Source organism: Pelosinus baikalensis, assembly GCF_020819555.1.
GTDB classification, from domain to species: Bacteria; Bacillota; Negativicutes; order DSM-13327; family DSM-13327; genus Pelosinus; species Pelosinus baikalensis.
The window spans coordinates 151,547-164,903 of sequence record NZ_JAJHJB010000001.1; the positions used below are offsets into that span (position 1 = coordinate 151,547).

At 39.7% G+C, this 13,357-nt stretch carries 12 protein-coding genes; 5 read left to right on the forward strand and 7 right to left on the reverse strand.

Annotation, left to right across the window (positions count from 1 at the left end; all coding sequences use genetic code 11):
- Positions 1-375: 375 nt before the first annotated feature.
- Complete coding sequence (locus LMF89_RS00645; protein ID WP_229533409.1) at positions 376-1,050, reverse strand: 4'-phosphopantetheinyl transferase family protein; 675 nt, start codon at positions 1,048-1,050, stop codon at positions 376-378.
- A gap of 1,109 nt (positions 1,051-2,159) precedes the next feature.
- Between LMF89_RS00645 and LMF89_RS00650 the strand changes: the two genes are divergently transcribed.
- Positions 2,160-2,366: a hypothetical protein gene (locus LMF89_RS00650; RefSeq protein WP_229533410.1), complete on the forward strand. Its 207-nt coding sequence runs from the start codon at positions 2,160-2,162 to the stop codon at positions 2,364-2,366.
- Positions 2,367-2,664: 298 nt separating this feature from the next.
- Here LMF89_RS00650 and LMF89_RS00655 read toward each other — a convergent pair whose 3' ends face one another.
- The 3 genes from LMF89_RS00655 to LMF89_RS00665 all read right to left on the reverse strand — a co-directional run bounded on the left by LMF89_RS00655 (position 2,665) and on the right by LMF89_RS00665 (position 5,749).
- Positions 2,665-4,047 carry a mannose-1-phosphate guanylyltransferase/mannose-6-phosphate isomerase gene (locus LMF89_RS00655; protein WP_229533411.1) on the reverse strand — a complete coding sequence of 461 codons (1,383 nt, stop codon included), beginning with the start codon at positions 4,045-4,047 and terminating at the stop codon, positions 2,665-2,667.
- Between the two features lie 105 nt (positions 4,048-4,152).
- The gene (locus LMF89_RS00660; RefSeq protein ID WP_229533412.1) at positions 4,153-4,791 is read right to left on the reverse strand and encodes an HD-GYP domain-containing protein; all 639 of its coding nucleotides are present in this window, start codon (positions 4,789-4,791) and stop codon (positions 4,153-4,155) included.
- A gap of 19 nt (positions 4,792-4,810) precedes the next feature.
- Entirely contained in the window at positions 4,811-5,749 is a 939-nt protein-coding gene (locus LMF89_RS00665; RefSeq protein WP_007960266.1) for a GGDEF domain-containing protein, read from the reverse strand.
- A 361-nt stretch (positions 5,750-6,110) separates the two neighbouring features.
- Between LMF89_RS00665 and bioB (LMF89_RS00670) the strand changes: the two genes are divergently transcribed.
- From bioB (LMF89_RS00670) to cobT (LMF89_RS00685), 4 genes are all read left to right on the forward strand, one after another.
- Positions 6,111-7,097: a biotin synthase BioB gene (gene bioB, locus LMF89_RS00670; protein ID WP_229533413.1), complete on the forward strand. Its 987-nt coding sequence runs from the start codon at positions 6,111-6,113 to the stop codon at positions 7,095-7,097.
- 133 nt (positions 7,098-7,230) lie between these two features.
- Positions 7,231-8,223, forward strand: a complete 993-nt coding sequence (gene bioB, locus LMF89_RS00675) for a biotin synthase BioB (protein ID WP_007960256.1) — start codon at positions 7,231-7,233, stop codon at positions 8,221-8,223.
- 176 nt (positions 8,224-8,399) lie between these two features.
- On the forward strand, positions 8,400-9,458 hold the full coding sequence (gene cobT, locus LMF89_RS00680) for a nicotinate-nucleotide--dimethylbenzimidazole phosphoribosyltransferase (RefSeq protein ID WP_229533414.1): 1,059 nt from the start codon (positions 8,400-8,402) through the stop codon (positions 9,456-9,458).
- A gap of 26 nt (positions 9,459-9,484) precedes the next feature.
- Complete coding sequence (gene cobT, locus LMF89_RS00685) at positions 9,485-10,582, forward strand: nicotinate-nucleotide--dimethylbenzimidazole phosphoribosyltransferase (RefSeq protein ID WP_229533415.1); 1,098 nt, start codon at positions 9,485-9,487, stop codon at positions 10,580-10,582.
- A gap of 207 nt (positions 10,583-10,789) precedes the next feature.
- On the opposite strand, the gene LMF89_RS00690 is transcribed toward cobT (LMF89_RS00685), so the two are convergent.
- The 3 genes from LMF89_RS00690 to eutJ form a co-directional block, all read right to left on the reverse strand.
- Positions 10,790-11,269 carry a chemotaxis protein CheW gene (locus tag LMF89_RS00690; protein ID WP_229533416.1) on the reverse strand — a complete coding sequence of 160 codons (480 nt, stop codon included), beginning with the start codon at positions 11,267-11,269 and terminating at the stop codon, positions 10,790-10,792.
- 35 nt (positions 11,270-11,304) lie between these two features.
- Positions 11,305-12,333 carry a PocR ligand-binding domain-containing protein gene (locus LMF89_RS00695; protein ID WP_229533417.1) on the reverse strand — a complete coding sequence of 343 codons (1,029 nt, stop codon included), beginning with the start codon at positions 12,331-12,333 and terminating at the stop codon, positions 11,305-11,307.
- A 144-nt stretch (positions 12,334-12,477) separates the two neighbouring features.
- Positions 12,478-13,293 carry an ethanolamine utilization protein EutJ gene (gene eutJ, locus LMF89_RS00700; RefSeq protein ID WP_229533418.1) on the reverse strand — a complete coding sequence of 272 codons (816 nt, stop codon included), beginning with the start codon at positions 13,291-13,293 and terminating at the stop codon, positions 12,478-12,480.
- Positions 13,294-13,357 lie beyond the last annotated feature (64 nt).

Genomic DNA, 13,357 nt, shown 5'->3' on the forward strand with positions numbered 1-13,357 from the left:
ATAATGGCTGAAATACGCCATTTATAAACGGTTATAACTTGTAAAATAAAAATCAATTCTCATGTTCACTTTTTGTTTTTTTCATATTGTTAAAAAATCACTCCGCATTGGTGTAAAAACATCTACAATAATAGAGTCATCTTCAAGCGCAACATTCCCATGTGATACATTTTTTGCGGTGTAATAAGTGTCACCTTGTTTTAGAATTTTTCTTTCATTTCCTAAGCGAACTTATGCGGGCATTTTGGTTGAAACACCAAAATTTTATTCTCCAAGCAATATCGTATAGTGCGTGCTGTTTCTGGTCCTGTTGGTTTTTCAACGGTGATTGTGAACTCCTTTTAATTTCGACGCCCCCTATTTGTCATCTTCTATTTATCCATTGCCTATTGGAGGCAATTTCATATAGGTGAATATATATTTATCAATAATCCTGCACCCAACTTCAAACATGTATCCTTCCTCATAATCTCCACCTGCACTTTTAAGTAACCTGCCTGAAAAAGTACCAATATCTTCGTTCCAAAATAATTCGGCATCTAAATAATTAAGAAATATATTCGCTATAGGAAAAAATGCTTTAAATGCACTTTCTTTCGCTGAAAAGACCATGATCAATCTTTCAACTTTCTGGTTTGGATTCATATTTACCCACGCCGCCTCTTTAAAAGTGCATACTTCCTTTATTATGTCTTCTGATAGTTTTCGGTCTACTAATTCTATATCTACGCCTATCCCCGCAGCTTTATCTTTACCAGTTGCGGCAGCAATTGCCATACCGCCCGAATGACTTATTGCGCCTACTACTCCCTTTGGCCACACAGGTTCATTATTAGTACCTTTAAGCACAGGAAATTCATATATATTAATTTCACTTAACGCACTATGGGCAGCCGCTCTGCCTAAATAAAACTCAATCTTACGTTTTTGTACGGCTTTGGGGCTAATAAGTCCGACTTCTTCAGGATAGAGCTTCACTTCGTCATAATCAGATAATAATTTCAAAGAAAATCCAAAACCGTCCCCAAATGGTGATAATATGTCAATCACTCCTGCATACTCCTTCCTATTTCATTTTTCAATGCTTCAAAAATTATAATTACACGCGTGTTAATTACCCAAATATATCCATTAATTTGAAGTGGAAATATTGAAAAAGCCCCTTTATTTTGTAGATTTGCATAGATTATAATTAATCTACTGAGAGACTTATCACCTTTATTTTATCATAACTGATTGCATTTGCGTCAACTCGTTCTTTATTAGAAGAGGGCGGCGCGGTCTTTTCCACGCACCGCTTTCTCATCAATTGACACAATCATCGATAGGTATATTTACTACACTATAAAAATGAGGGGATACTTTTTTAGTCAAGTGTTTTTGTCCATTGTGCGTTTGCCCTGACTATTTCTTAACGCTTAAAATTGTAGAAATATCCTATTTGGGTTTTTCTGCTCTTTCGCGAGCAGCCTGGATTATACTCTATGATCGGTGGATTCATCGTATTAGCAGCCATTACCATGCGCTACTGGTTCGAAGCTAGAGCCCAATCAAAAATCGTAAGTTAAGTGAAAAAAAAGAGTGTAATCTCGGTCAGACTGACCAGAGATTACGCTCTTTTTCTCAATGTTTCATGCTGATTTTACTAATTTCATAGGTAGTTCATAATCATATTTATTAGCTGTCTTCCTAGCGTTTTCAACCATTGCCTTGTTAAACGGATTATCACCAGGATTTACAGTAACTAAAGCGATTTTCACTCTATTCTTTTGCTCTTCCTGTACATCATTATCTCAGAATTTCCTAATAACGACAGCCCTACAAATGAAAATAACAAAGATACTAATGAACCAATCATAACTTGCACTTTTCTCATTTTCGTCTCCTATATAATAGTTATTGATTTGACCATTTCAATCAGTAATTCTTTCTTAAAGGTGAAAGATACCTTTCTCATTACTAACTAGCCAAAATCCTTTGGGTGCACCCGCATGTCAAGTTGTATACTAGATTACTCTATATAACAAAACAAATAAAGTTATTTCTTCCTCAATAATTTTATACCAAAAGGAATTTCAGCAGAAAGAAAGAATAAAATAGTATATTCTTTTTTTGAGAGACATTCTACCCAAAATAATGTTTAAGAAGGAGGTTATTGGATGCGTATTGTTGAACAGGCTTTTCGCGTTACAACACGTACTAGTATTATGAAAGCAGATCATCCCGCTAATTGTATATTCCAAGTCTTTGTAAAGGGACGTCTTCAGGATAAGCAGAGCTACAAGATAGATGGTGAGAACATTAACTTTGGATTCGACTGTTTGGTACCAGGCGACTTAGTACAAGTCTTTTATTTCATACCATAAATAGCTGATATTCTAATAAAAAGCTAACGTAAAAAACTCTGACACGTACTTTAAAACATATAAAACGAATCGAACCGCAAAGACGCAAAGGACACAAAGGTTTTTGTCACTAACGAACAGAGTAAATCAATCTCTTAGCAAGCAGGGGATTGTGTCCTATGCTCGCAATGACAGATTTATACGTCCTTAAAAACTACACATTATTCTATTGTTAGCGAAACAAGGAAATCCCACCGAAATTGGTGGGATTTCCTTGGCATTGTGCTTTTGTGGTTCATAAAATCTTAAATCAATCTACCTATAGCCTCCCATATTTATCACTAAAACGAATACTGTCATCCTCTCCTAAGTAACTGCCATTTTGCACTTCAATGAGCTGGAGGGGTAATTTCCCTGGATTTTCAAGCCGATGTATGGTATTTTGAGGCACAAAAGCACTCTCATTTTCATGCAATAGCTGTTCACTCTCGCCTATGATCACTTTGGCTGTACCACTGATCACAATCCAATGCTCACTGCGATGATAATGCATCTGCAAGCTAAGCATTTCTCCTGGATTGACAACAATTTTCTTCATTTTATAACCTAAACCAACCCCCAGCACCGTACAATATCCCCAGGGATAATACAACGTCCTAGGCTCATCTGCCTCGATTCGACCTCGCTCTTTCAGCTGGGTTACTAAGTCTTTCACTTTTTGAGACTCACCTTTTTTGGCTACAACGATAACATCATCTGTTTCTACAACCAAAATATCTTCAAGACCAATGCCGCCAATAAGTCGGCTATGTGCCAATATAAGGGTATTGGAGCACTCAATGGGAATACAGTCACCCTGCAAAGCATTAGCGTCCCGATCCTTGGGCAACACATCATAGATCGCATCCCATGATCCAATATCATTCCATTCCGCCGTAATTGGCAGCATGACTAATTCTTCGGATTTTTCAGCTATGGCATAATCAAGAGATATGGATGACATTTCAGCAAAGTTTTCTTCCATTTGTTCCCACCCCGCCTCAGCCAGTGCATATATCTCCAGTTGATATTTTGCTAATTCACTCATAAAGCATTCAATAGTAAAGGTAAACATTCCTGAATTCCAATAATAATTTCCAGCAGCAAGATATGACTCGGCTGTTTCTTGGTCGGGTTTTTCTCTAAAAGACTGAACACAAAATCCGCTGTTAAATGCTTCGCCTGCCTGGATATATCCATATCCCGTTTCTGGACGGTCTGGCTGTACACCTAAGGTTACAATCTTCCCCATCTTTGCCAGCCCTATAGCTTGGAGAAGGTTCTCATTAAAGACCTTTAGCGGACGAATAATATGGTCAGAAGGCGTTACATACAGAATCTCATTTACATCGCATCCCAGTACATCGAGGCAATATCTTGCCGCAAACGCTACTGCCGGCGCCGTGTTACGTGCTGCTGGCTCCAAAAGAATATGTGCTTCATTAGCCCTTGCAGCAATAAGCTCCGTTCTAACATGATGAATGTATTCTTGGTTTGTTACGATGACCATATCACAAGGTCTAACTAGGGGTAAAAATCGCAGGATAGTTTGAGCAAGTAATGAGTACTCTCCGTTCAATTTTAAGAATTGCTTTGGGAATCTTGTGCGAGACAGCGGAAATAAGCGACTGCCTCCACCACCAGCAAGAATGATGACTTTCATAGAATCATCACATTCCTTCCATCATCTATAATAAACAAATCGGCATAGTAAATACTATGCCGATTCTTCCCAATACATGATACAATATGCTGTTTTCTCATAGAATTATGCAATCACTAGACGATAAGCAAAATCTCGATTACAAGTACTTTGCAATTTTTTCTCAAATGCCAATCTCTTTAAAATTTCAACTATGTTGGGATCAAACTGACTCCCCCTACATCGCTCCATTTCCTCAATTGCTTCGCAAACACCGAAAGCTGAACGATACGTCCTCATTGTTGTCATTGCATCAAAAGAGTCGGCAACAGCTACAATTCTAGCCCCCAAAGAAATCTCGTCTCCACACAAACCATCCGGATAGCCTTTACCATCAAAACGTTCATGATGATGACGAACAATATCAGAAACAGAACGAAACACTTTAATTTTCCCTACAATAGTACCACCAATTTCAGGATGCTGACGAATGGTATCAAATTCTTCTTCTGTCAGTTTTCCCGGTTTATTCAATATGGCATCTGGAATACCAATTTTTCCAATATCATGTAAATGGGCGCCAATATGAATTCGTTCCTGTTCCGCTAATGGCAGTTCCATGGTTTGCGCCATTAATAAAGAAAGTTCTGCCACTCGTTCCGAGTGGCCGCACATATAAGAATTTTTGGCATCCAATGCAGTGGATAAGGCATCTACAATATCATGTAAATCTTCTAACGTAACTGAATCAAACAAGATATACATCGCTCCCTCGTCACTACGCTCAAGCAACCTTATGAATCAAATGACTATCAGGGTCATAAATGGAAACACTATTTCTTCCAACCTTTTTCGAATAATAAAGTGCTTGATCTGCGTAATTATATAATTTTTCTTTATCAAAGTAGCACAAAAATTGAGAAATTGTACAAATGCCAATGGATACTGTCACCGAGATGTGCTGATTTTCATTTAATATAAAATCATGATTTGCAATATTCTTATGAATCCTGCTGGCGATGCCTACAGCCTGTTGCGAATCCGTTTCCGGTAATAATAGAGCATACTCTTCTCCTCCAATACGAGCAGCCAAATCGCCGTCTCGACTATTTTCCTGGATAATCCTTGCCAGCTCCAGCAAAACAATATCACCCGTCTGGTGACCATAATTATCATTGACCTTTTTAAAAAAGTCAACATCAAAAATAAGCAATGAAATCGGATGATAATTACATACTAACGCTTTAAAATGTCGCTCTAACGTATCAAAAAAACATCTCCGATTTGCAATCGCAGTTAAAGGATCTGTCATTGCCATAACTTGCATACGGCTACGAGACTCTTGCAAATCATCAACGGCCTGCCTGAGAGCCTTCTCCCTAAATTCGATCTGCCTCGCCATCCAATTCATATCTCGCATAAGAGTGAGTATATTGTCCTCTTCATCTCTTGCCTCATTAGGGAGCGACAAAAGTTCTTGGTAATTTCCTTGTTTCACTCTGGAACATAATTGACGCATACTATTTAAATGTTTGCCAATTAGCCAGTCCGCTACTAAGCTAGGCATTACCAAAATTAAGAATAATGCACTTGCTAACGATAGAGCCTCAATTTCATTAATATATTTATTCCCTCGTAAAGGTGAATCAAATGCCATCCAAAACATAATGCCTTGGGGGATCATTAATAGTATTAGAAAAACGAACCGAAGCTTACTTACCAAGATTTGTTCCTCCTCTTTAAGCACATAAGCCTGAAAATATGATGTTCAAACGTATGATATTTCCCATTCTTCCACCAAATTATATCATCATTGAAAACAATTCTCATTATCTTTCCATAATAATGCAATTTCCCTTTCTGTGTCAATATCTGCAACTGATTTTATTAAATAATAGATGTTTTATGAACAAACTTTATTATCTTTTTCTGCATTGCTTCTCTTATCATACAAAAATGTCATTTACAGTCTTTAAATTTAATAGTAAAATAACAGTATCGTTAACCACCATTATTTTCATCGTTAACATTTAATTTTCATAATTTGTAAAATGCATAATATTGAGTGAAAGGAGGCTGCTAGGGTGCACTATCATGAAATTATTACTCTGGGAGAGTCAATATTACAGGGACATCAAATTCAGTATGAAGAAGCATTACAGCTCACTAATATAATGAATGAAGACATTCCTTTACTTTCTGCTTTTGCTAATAAGATTCGTATCCAATTTACTGGTAAAAACGTTGATATGTGCGGCATTGTAAATGCCCGCTCAGGAATGTGCTCTGAAGACTGTAAATTTTGCGCCCAATCCGTTTATCACGATACGAAGGCGCCTATACATAACTTATTAGACATCGAGCAAATTGCTGCAGCAGCGCAAAAGGCTCAGGAACAAGGGGCAAAACGGATTAGCATTGTCACCAGCGGCAAGGGTATGGACAGTAACCCTGACTTTCAAAAGATCATAGAGTCAATACAGGTAATTATGAACCATACCAGCTTAAAGGTCTGCGCTAATCTTGGCACACTTAGTCTAGAGCAGGCACGCATGCTGGCATCTATCGGCGTCAAGCGTTATGCTCACAATTTAGAAACCAGCGAAAACTTCTATCCCTCGGTATGTACAACCCACTCTTATCAAGAGCGTGTCAACACCATTCAAGCGGCAAAAGCTGCTGGCATGGAGCTTTGCACCGGAGGTATTATTGGTATGGGAGAAAGCTGGCAGGATCGCATTGATTTTGCTTTTGCCTTAAAGAGTCTGGATGTTGCCTCCATTCCCATCAATATTCTCAATCCTATTAAAGGTACTGCTCTGGAAGATGTTACGCCCCCCTCTCCCCTTGATATTATTAAAACTTTTGCTATTTTTCGTTTTATTTTCCCTGACAAAATCATCCGTCCTGCTGGTGGTCGAGAAATAAACTTGCGTGATATGCAGGGACACCTGATGTTATCTGGAGCAAATGGTCTTATTATTGGCAATTACTTAACCTTTACAGGTCGTAACACAGTGGCGGATTTTCAGATGGTACAAGACGCTGGGTTAATTCCAGCGCTACTGTAAAAAACAAATAGCTCTCGTAAGAGCCTTGGCCGTTATACTTAACCTACGCTTATAGTTATGCTCATCCTTTGCCTGTTACGGCTATTACACGGCTATTTTCGAGAGTACACAACGAATACTAGGAGGAGTCAACATGGACAACTATGATTTAATTTTTTCTCTAGGAAAAAAAATATTAGAAGGCAATCAGCTTACCTTTGATGAGGCCCTGTCCTTAACAACCATTGAAGAAAGTGATATTCCCATACTACTTGGCGTTGCAAATAAAATCAGGGAAAAGTTTACGGGATCCTATGTAGATACTTGTCAAATTCTGAATGCTCGTTCAGGAAACTGTACGGAAGACTGTAAATTTTGTGCCCAATCTGCCCATCATGATGTAGAAGTAGATGTGTACCCACTCATGAATGAAAATGCAATTGTCCAGGCAGCCCAAAGAGCAGAGGAAGATTCTGCCTACCGTTTCTGTGTGATTACCTCGGGATGTGGCATGGAAGGTGATCGAGATTTTGAGAAAATTACGGCAGCAATTGAAAAAATCGGTCAGGAAACTACTCTTCAACGTTGCTGTTCCTTAGGAACCTTGCAAGAACAACATGTAGCCGCACTCAAAAAAGCCGGTATTACGCGTTATCATCATAATTTAGAAACCAGCGAAAGTCATTTTAGTGAAATTTGTACAACTCATACCTATGAAGAGCGTGTAAATACAATTAAAAGAGTGAAAGCTGCTGACATTGAAGTGTGTTCCGGCGGTATCATTGGCATGGGTGAAACTTGGCGTCAGCGTATTGAATTGGCCTTTACATTAAAAGAATTGGATGTTGATTCTGTGCCCATTAATGTTTTGAATCCCATTAAAGGAACAGCGCTGGAAAACCAAGAAAAACTGAACCCAATGGAAATTCTGCAGACCTTTGCTATTTTTCGAATGATTCTGCCTACAAAAATCATTCGTTATGCTGGCGGCCGCGAACATAATCTTGGAGAATTAGTTCCTCTAGGATTCTTATCCGGCGTTAATGGCATGCTCATCGGTCATTATTTGACTACACAAGGACGAGGAGCTAATAAAGATCTCCAAACTGTAACAGATTTAGGGCTAAAACTACTAAAAAACGCTTAATAGTGACGCATTTTCAGCATTGACGAGTAATGATTTTACTTGATATAATGGCAATGATTATAAATATAGCGTTGCTATCTCAGCGCAAAAATCAACAGTTGGTGGCTTTTTTGGTATTAATTTCCGAAAAAGCCTTTTTTTCTGCATTAATGGTGACAAAGACAATGGAGGTTACTATGAGTTTATTATTTGAAACATGTTCGCAAATTGCCCCTTTAGATCAAAAAGTCATGGAAGCGGTTCAATTACGATTAGACACATTGATTAAACCCCAAAACAGTCTTGGCCGTCTGGAAGAGATGGTAAAGCAATACGCTGGTATTCGAAAAGAAGAACTCCCTAGAGTGCCTCGCACATGCATGGTTATCGCCTGCGCCGATCACGGCGTAGCTCGCAACCAAATCAGTGCCTATCCTGTAGAAACTACACTGCAAATGACTAAAAATTATGTGGGTGCCAAAGGTGCCAGCGCTAATGCTTTTGCAAACTTTAGCGGTGCTGATATGGTCGTAGTAGATGCCGGGGTTGCCGCTGACCTATCTGATACTAAAGGGCTATGGCATCGTAAAATTGCCTATGGGACAAAGGACTTCACGCAAGGTCCAGCAATGACACGGGAAGAAGCCACTCAAGCCCTGGAAATTGGAATCGAAATCGTGAATGAAAAGGTGCGTGCTGGCTACAGTTGTTTCAGCCTGGGTGAAATGGGTATCGGCAATACAACTTCCAGCGCAGCAATTGCAGCAGCCTTTACCAATATTACTCCCGAGCAAGCTACAGGACGCGGCACTGGCATTTCAGATAGCCGTCTTGTCTTTAAAATTGATATGGTACGCCAAGCACTTACTGTGAATCAGCCAAATCCTCAAGATGGACTGGATGTTCTGGCAAAAATCGGAGGTTTTGAAACAGGGGTTTTAGCAGGAGTTATACTGGGTGCCGCTGCAAATCGCTGTGTAGTTGTTATTGATGGTCTTAATACAACTGCCGCTGCGTTGATTGCCAACGCTCTTCATCCCATGGTCCCCCACTACCTTATGCCTTCTCATTTATCCGGTGAACCTGCTCATCGCATTGCCCTAAAGTTTCTTGGCTTAGAAGCGTGCATTGATATGGGAATTCGGTTAGGAGAAGCAATTGGTGCGTCTATAGTAGTCGATATGCTGGGTGCTTCTATTAAAATGCTGGCTGGTATGGTTTCTCATGAAGATTCTGCTGGTAAAAAGGAAGCATAATTTGTTGATAACAGGAGGTCCCACTTATGATGCAAGATACGATTTTGTTAATTAAACCACTTGATACAATCGCGATGGAAAAATGCCAAATACGCCTTGATAACTTAACCAAACCTCTAAACAGTTTATATTCATTTGAACATTTGGCACGTCAGCTGTCCGGTATTACTTACAATCCTAGACCCCGCAGCCTAAAAAAAAGTATTATCATCATGGCAGCAGACCATGGCGTAGCAGCAGAAGAACCTTGCGCTTTTTCTAAACAAGAAGTGATCCTTCAAAGAATTCATAACATTTCACAAGGCGGCGCCGCAGTCAACATTTTCGCTGACCATGTTGCTGCCGATTTACTCCTTGTAGATATGGGTATTGCTGCCAACGTACCGCCTCTTCCTTTGGTAAGAAATGAAAAAATCGCTTATGGAACTAAAAACATAAACCATGGTCCTGCAATGTCTCGGGAAGAAGCGATAAAGGCAATCGAGATTGGCATTAGAGTCGCTGCTGAAACTATTAAAAAAGGTTCTCATGTCCTAGGATTAGGCGAAATGGGAGTCGCCAATACGATTTCCAGTACCGCTATCATTGCCTGCTACAGCCAAAGCCCGCTGACTGAGTTGGTGGGAAAGACTGCAGATTCTTCTAGCGATCTTTTTAATAAAAAAATTGCACTCATTCGTCACGCCATTACCGTGAATACTCCAAATATTCATGATCCCATTGATGTATTAAGTAAGCTGGGTGGCTTTGAGATTGCTGGACTGGTTGGGGTTATCCTAGGTGCAGCCTCAGGCGGGGCTGCCATCGTCTTAGATGGTCTTGTGACCAGCACTGCTGCCTTACTTGCGGTAAAATTAGCTCCTCAAGTAAAAGACTATCTCATTGGTTCTCATTTCCCCCCGGAACCTGCACATAAAGCCAGCCTTGACTTAATCGGTATTCCCGCTTACCTTCATCTCAACATCTCCTTAGGCGAAGGAGTGGGTGCTGCATTAGGAATGTCCTTACTCAATGCCTCATTACATGTTTTAAATGATATGAAAACCTTTGGCGATGCAGAGGTACCTGTCGCACATGACGGACCGGGCGCTCTTAAACAAGATAAGAATGTAAAAGATGAATAAACAAAATGATGGCAGCAGTTCATAAGAAACTGCTGCCATCATTTTGTTTATTCATTAGAATTTATAAATTTTATAAGTAAAAAATATAAAAATTATGAACCACAAAGGCACAATGCCGCTGTTGCGGCACACAAAGGAGTACACGAAAAATATAAATAACCCCATTTGTGTCCTTTGCGTCTTTGTGGTTCGATTGTTTTATATGTTTTATGCAGGAACATAGTTCTGCAAATTTTCTAATGCAAGTCCATTAATCTCTACTCCAGTCAATAAATGATCCATATCTAACATAACAATGAGACGCTCCTCCACTTTGCCAATTCCAATTATGAATTTACTTTCTGCTTCTTGAATAAAAGAGGGCGCAGCTTCGATCTCTTCGGAATTAAATACTACAATGTCCGTTACTTCATCCACTAAGCATCCTACGATACGCTCATTCGTCTGAACCATAATAATCTTACTTTCATCATTTATTACTTGGTTTTCTAACTTTAATTTTTTGCGTAAGTTAAAAACATATCGAACATTATCTCTCCAATTTATCATACCTTCCATATTGCCCAAGGTACCCGGGACCACTTGAATATTGACTCGATTAGCTCTAATAATACCATGTACTGTTGCTGCCTCTATGGCAAATTCAGTACCATTCATTTCAAAAACAACCATTTGCATACGTGCCATACCATCATCTCCTAGCCCTAAATCAGTAACTACTTTTACATATCATTTGCTAAGGCATATAACTCTTCCGCCATGCCAGTTACTTCCTCAATGGCAGCCGCCTGCTGTTCTACGGTTAAGCTGGTAGCACTTCCCATAGCGACGGTCTTATCTACGGATTGCTGAATAATGTTAGTAAATTCTTTTATTTTACCCACTGTCTGTTTCGAATCCCCTGAGAGCTTTCTGATTTCTTGTGCCACCACACCAAAACCGAGACCTGCTTCGCCTGCTCTGGCTGCCTCGATTGCTGCATTTAATCCTAACAAACGGGTTTCATCAGCAATTTCTTTGATAAAATCCATCACTTCATTAATTTTCCCTGATACTACATTTACGTTATTTATTTCTGTATTCAAGGAACTTTGATTCGCGCTAACATCACTTGCAGAAGCTGCCAGCTCTTCCATTGTAGCTGATATTTGAATCACACTATCATTAATAATACCAGCCATATTCCTTAATTTACTTTGCTGATACCACATTTTCGATAGGGTATTGGCAACTAAATATAAGACATGAGCAGCAACCTCCACGCTTTTTCTAGGCACTTGCTTGATTTCACTTAACGATTTCATATATTCGTCAGGATCTACGCCGATTTCTTGGGCTATTTGACGAAATTTACCTTCATCTGGAGCAGAAGTCAAGACCTGCCCGCCTAATATCGTCCCGATCTGTTTACCCTCCAGCATAATAGGAGCTGCAAAATCAACCAAACCAGCATGACAATCATAAATCGCTGGCTTGCCTGTTCTGGCAGACTCTTCACCGCCTTTGCTGTCACATTCCATACAGCGTTTGTTCCCAACATTCGATTCCCGCGTATGTTTCATACAAAATGTTGTGAAATTGCTGGGAGTAGTGACGGGCTTCCCCTCAATATCAACTGCAATACTGGCTACCCCTACAGCTTCGGCAAAGTTATCCTGAAAGGTCTGCAAAAAGTTTACATCAATAATATCTACTAACTTGACTTTACTAAAATCTTCTAAAGGCTGTTTTACTGCTGTCACCTTTGTCATGGATTTTGCCTCCGTTTTTTAATTTTTCAGTTTTCTATTTAATGATAATTTTCGACAAAGGCGACATGATTTCCTTGAGAATTTTTTAGCTTCATTATTGCACATTTTTGCCATTTTTTGATCTTTTTGTAATATTATGTCGTTTTAGCCAAACATAGCAATTCCTAATGGCGTAACTAACAAAGGATGAGGGGGAACGTGTACTTTACGTCCGAAAGCTTTGCTAAATTCTTCACCAAAACCAGTCAGATAAGCGGTACCGCCTACCACATATACGGGGTAATCCTGATATTCATCATATTCTGCCAGCATGTTCTTTACAATCGTTGCCATCTTTTCAATAACAGGTAAAACAACTGGCATGATGCGTCGATGCTGGGATACATCTTTTTTAAGAACTTCCGCTTCCTCATAGGTAATTTTATATGCTCCAGATAGCACCAGAGATATGTGAGTACCTCCTGTTGCCTCATCAGCGGTGAAAACTAAATCTCCGTTCTTTAATACAGCAATCCCTGTAGTTCCGCCACCAATATCCACCACGATACCATGACCGATATTTAGAGCTTTAGCTGCTGCCACTGGTTCATCCACTTGACAGATAGGTTCGATCCCCGCCCCTGCAATCACATGTCCGCAAGCCTGGGCATTACGCCCTACTGTACCTGGCGGAATGGCTGTTGCTCCTTTATCTAGCGTAATACCCATAATTTTTTCTACCTCAGCCTTTAGTTCTTCAACAATCGTCGTCGCTCCCCTAAAATCAACAACTAAACCATCTTTCACCACCGATGCCCAGCGCAGGCTTCCAGCTACAGGATTCCCCTGGCTGTCAGTCACGACCAGTACCACATCAGCCGTTCCCAAATCTACTCCCACTTTATAAGGTCCTGGCAAATCGGCTGCTGTTCCTGTTTCGATCAGATGATGCAATTGATGAATCTTTTCATATGCTTCCATACTTGTCCTCCCTATCGTTATTGCCAAAGGCAATTGTATGCTCTTCTTAACTTAACTCGCTGAC

Bases quoted from the DNA above. Each gene is read 5' to 3' on its own strand.
- LMF89_RS00650 (WP_229533410.1), top strand. From the start codon at position 2,160: ATGCGTATTGTTGAACAGGCTTTTCGCGTTACAACACGTACTAGTATT.
- LMF89_RS00655 (WP_229533411.1), bottom strand. From the start codon at position 4,047: ATGAAAGTCATCATTCTTGCTGGTGGTGGAGGCAGTCGCTTATTTCCG.
- LMF89_RS00660 (WP_229533412.1), bottom strand. From the start codon at position 4,791: ATGTATATCTTGTTTGATTCAGTTACGTTAGAAGATTTACATGATATT.
- bioB (WP_007960256.1), top strand. From the start codon at position 7,231: ATGGACAACTATGATTTAATTTTTTCTCTAGGAAAAAAAATATTAGAA.
- cobT (WP_229533414.1), top strand. From the start codon at position 8,400: ATGAGTTTATTATTTGAAACATGTTCGCAAATTGCCCCTTTAGATCAA.
- cobT (WP_229533415.1), top strand. From the start codon at position 9,485: ATGATGCAAGATACGATTTTGTTAATTAAACCACTTGATACAATCGCG.
- LMF89_RS00690 (WP_229533416.1), bottom strand. From the start codon at position 11,269: ATGGCACGTATGCAAATGGTTGTTTTTGAAATGAATGGTACTGAATTT.
- LMF89_RS00695 (WP_229533417.1), bottom strand. From the start codon at position 12,333: ATGACAAAGGTGACAGCAGTAAAACAGCCTTTAGAAGATTTTAGTAAA.
- eutJ (WP_229533418.1), bottom strand. From the start codon at position 13,293: ATGGAAGCATATGAAAAGATTCATCAATTGCATCATCTGATCGAAACA.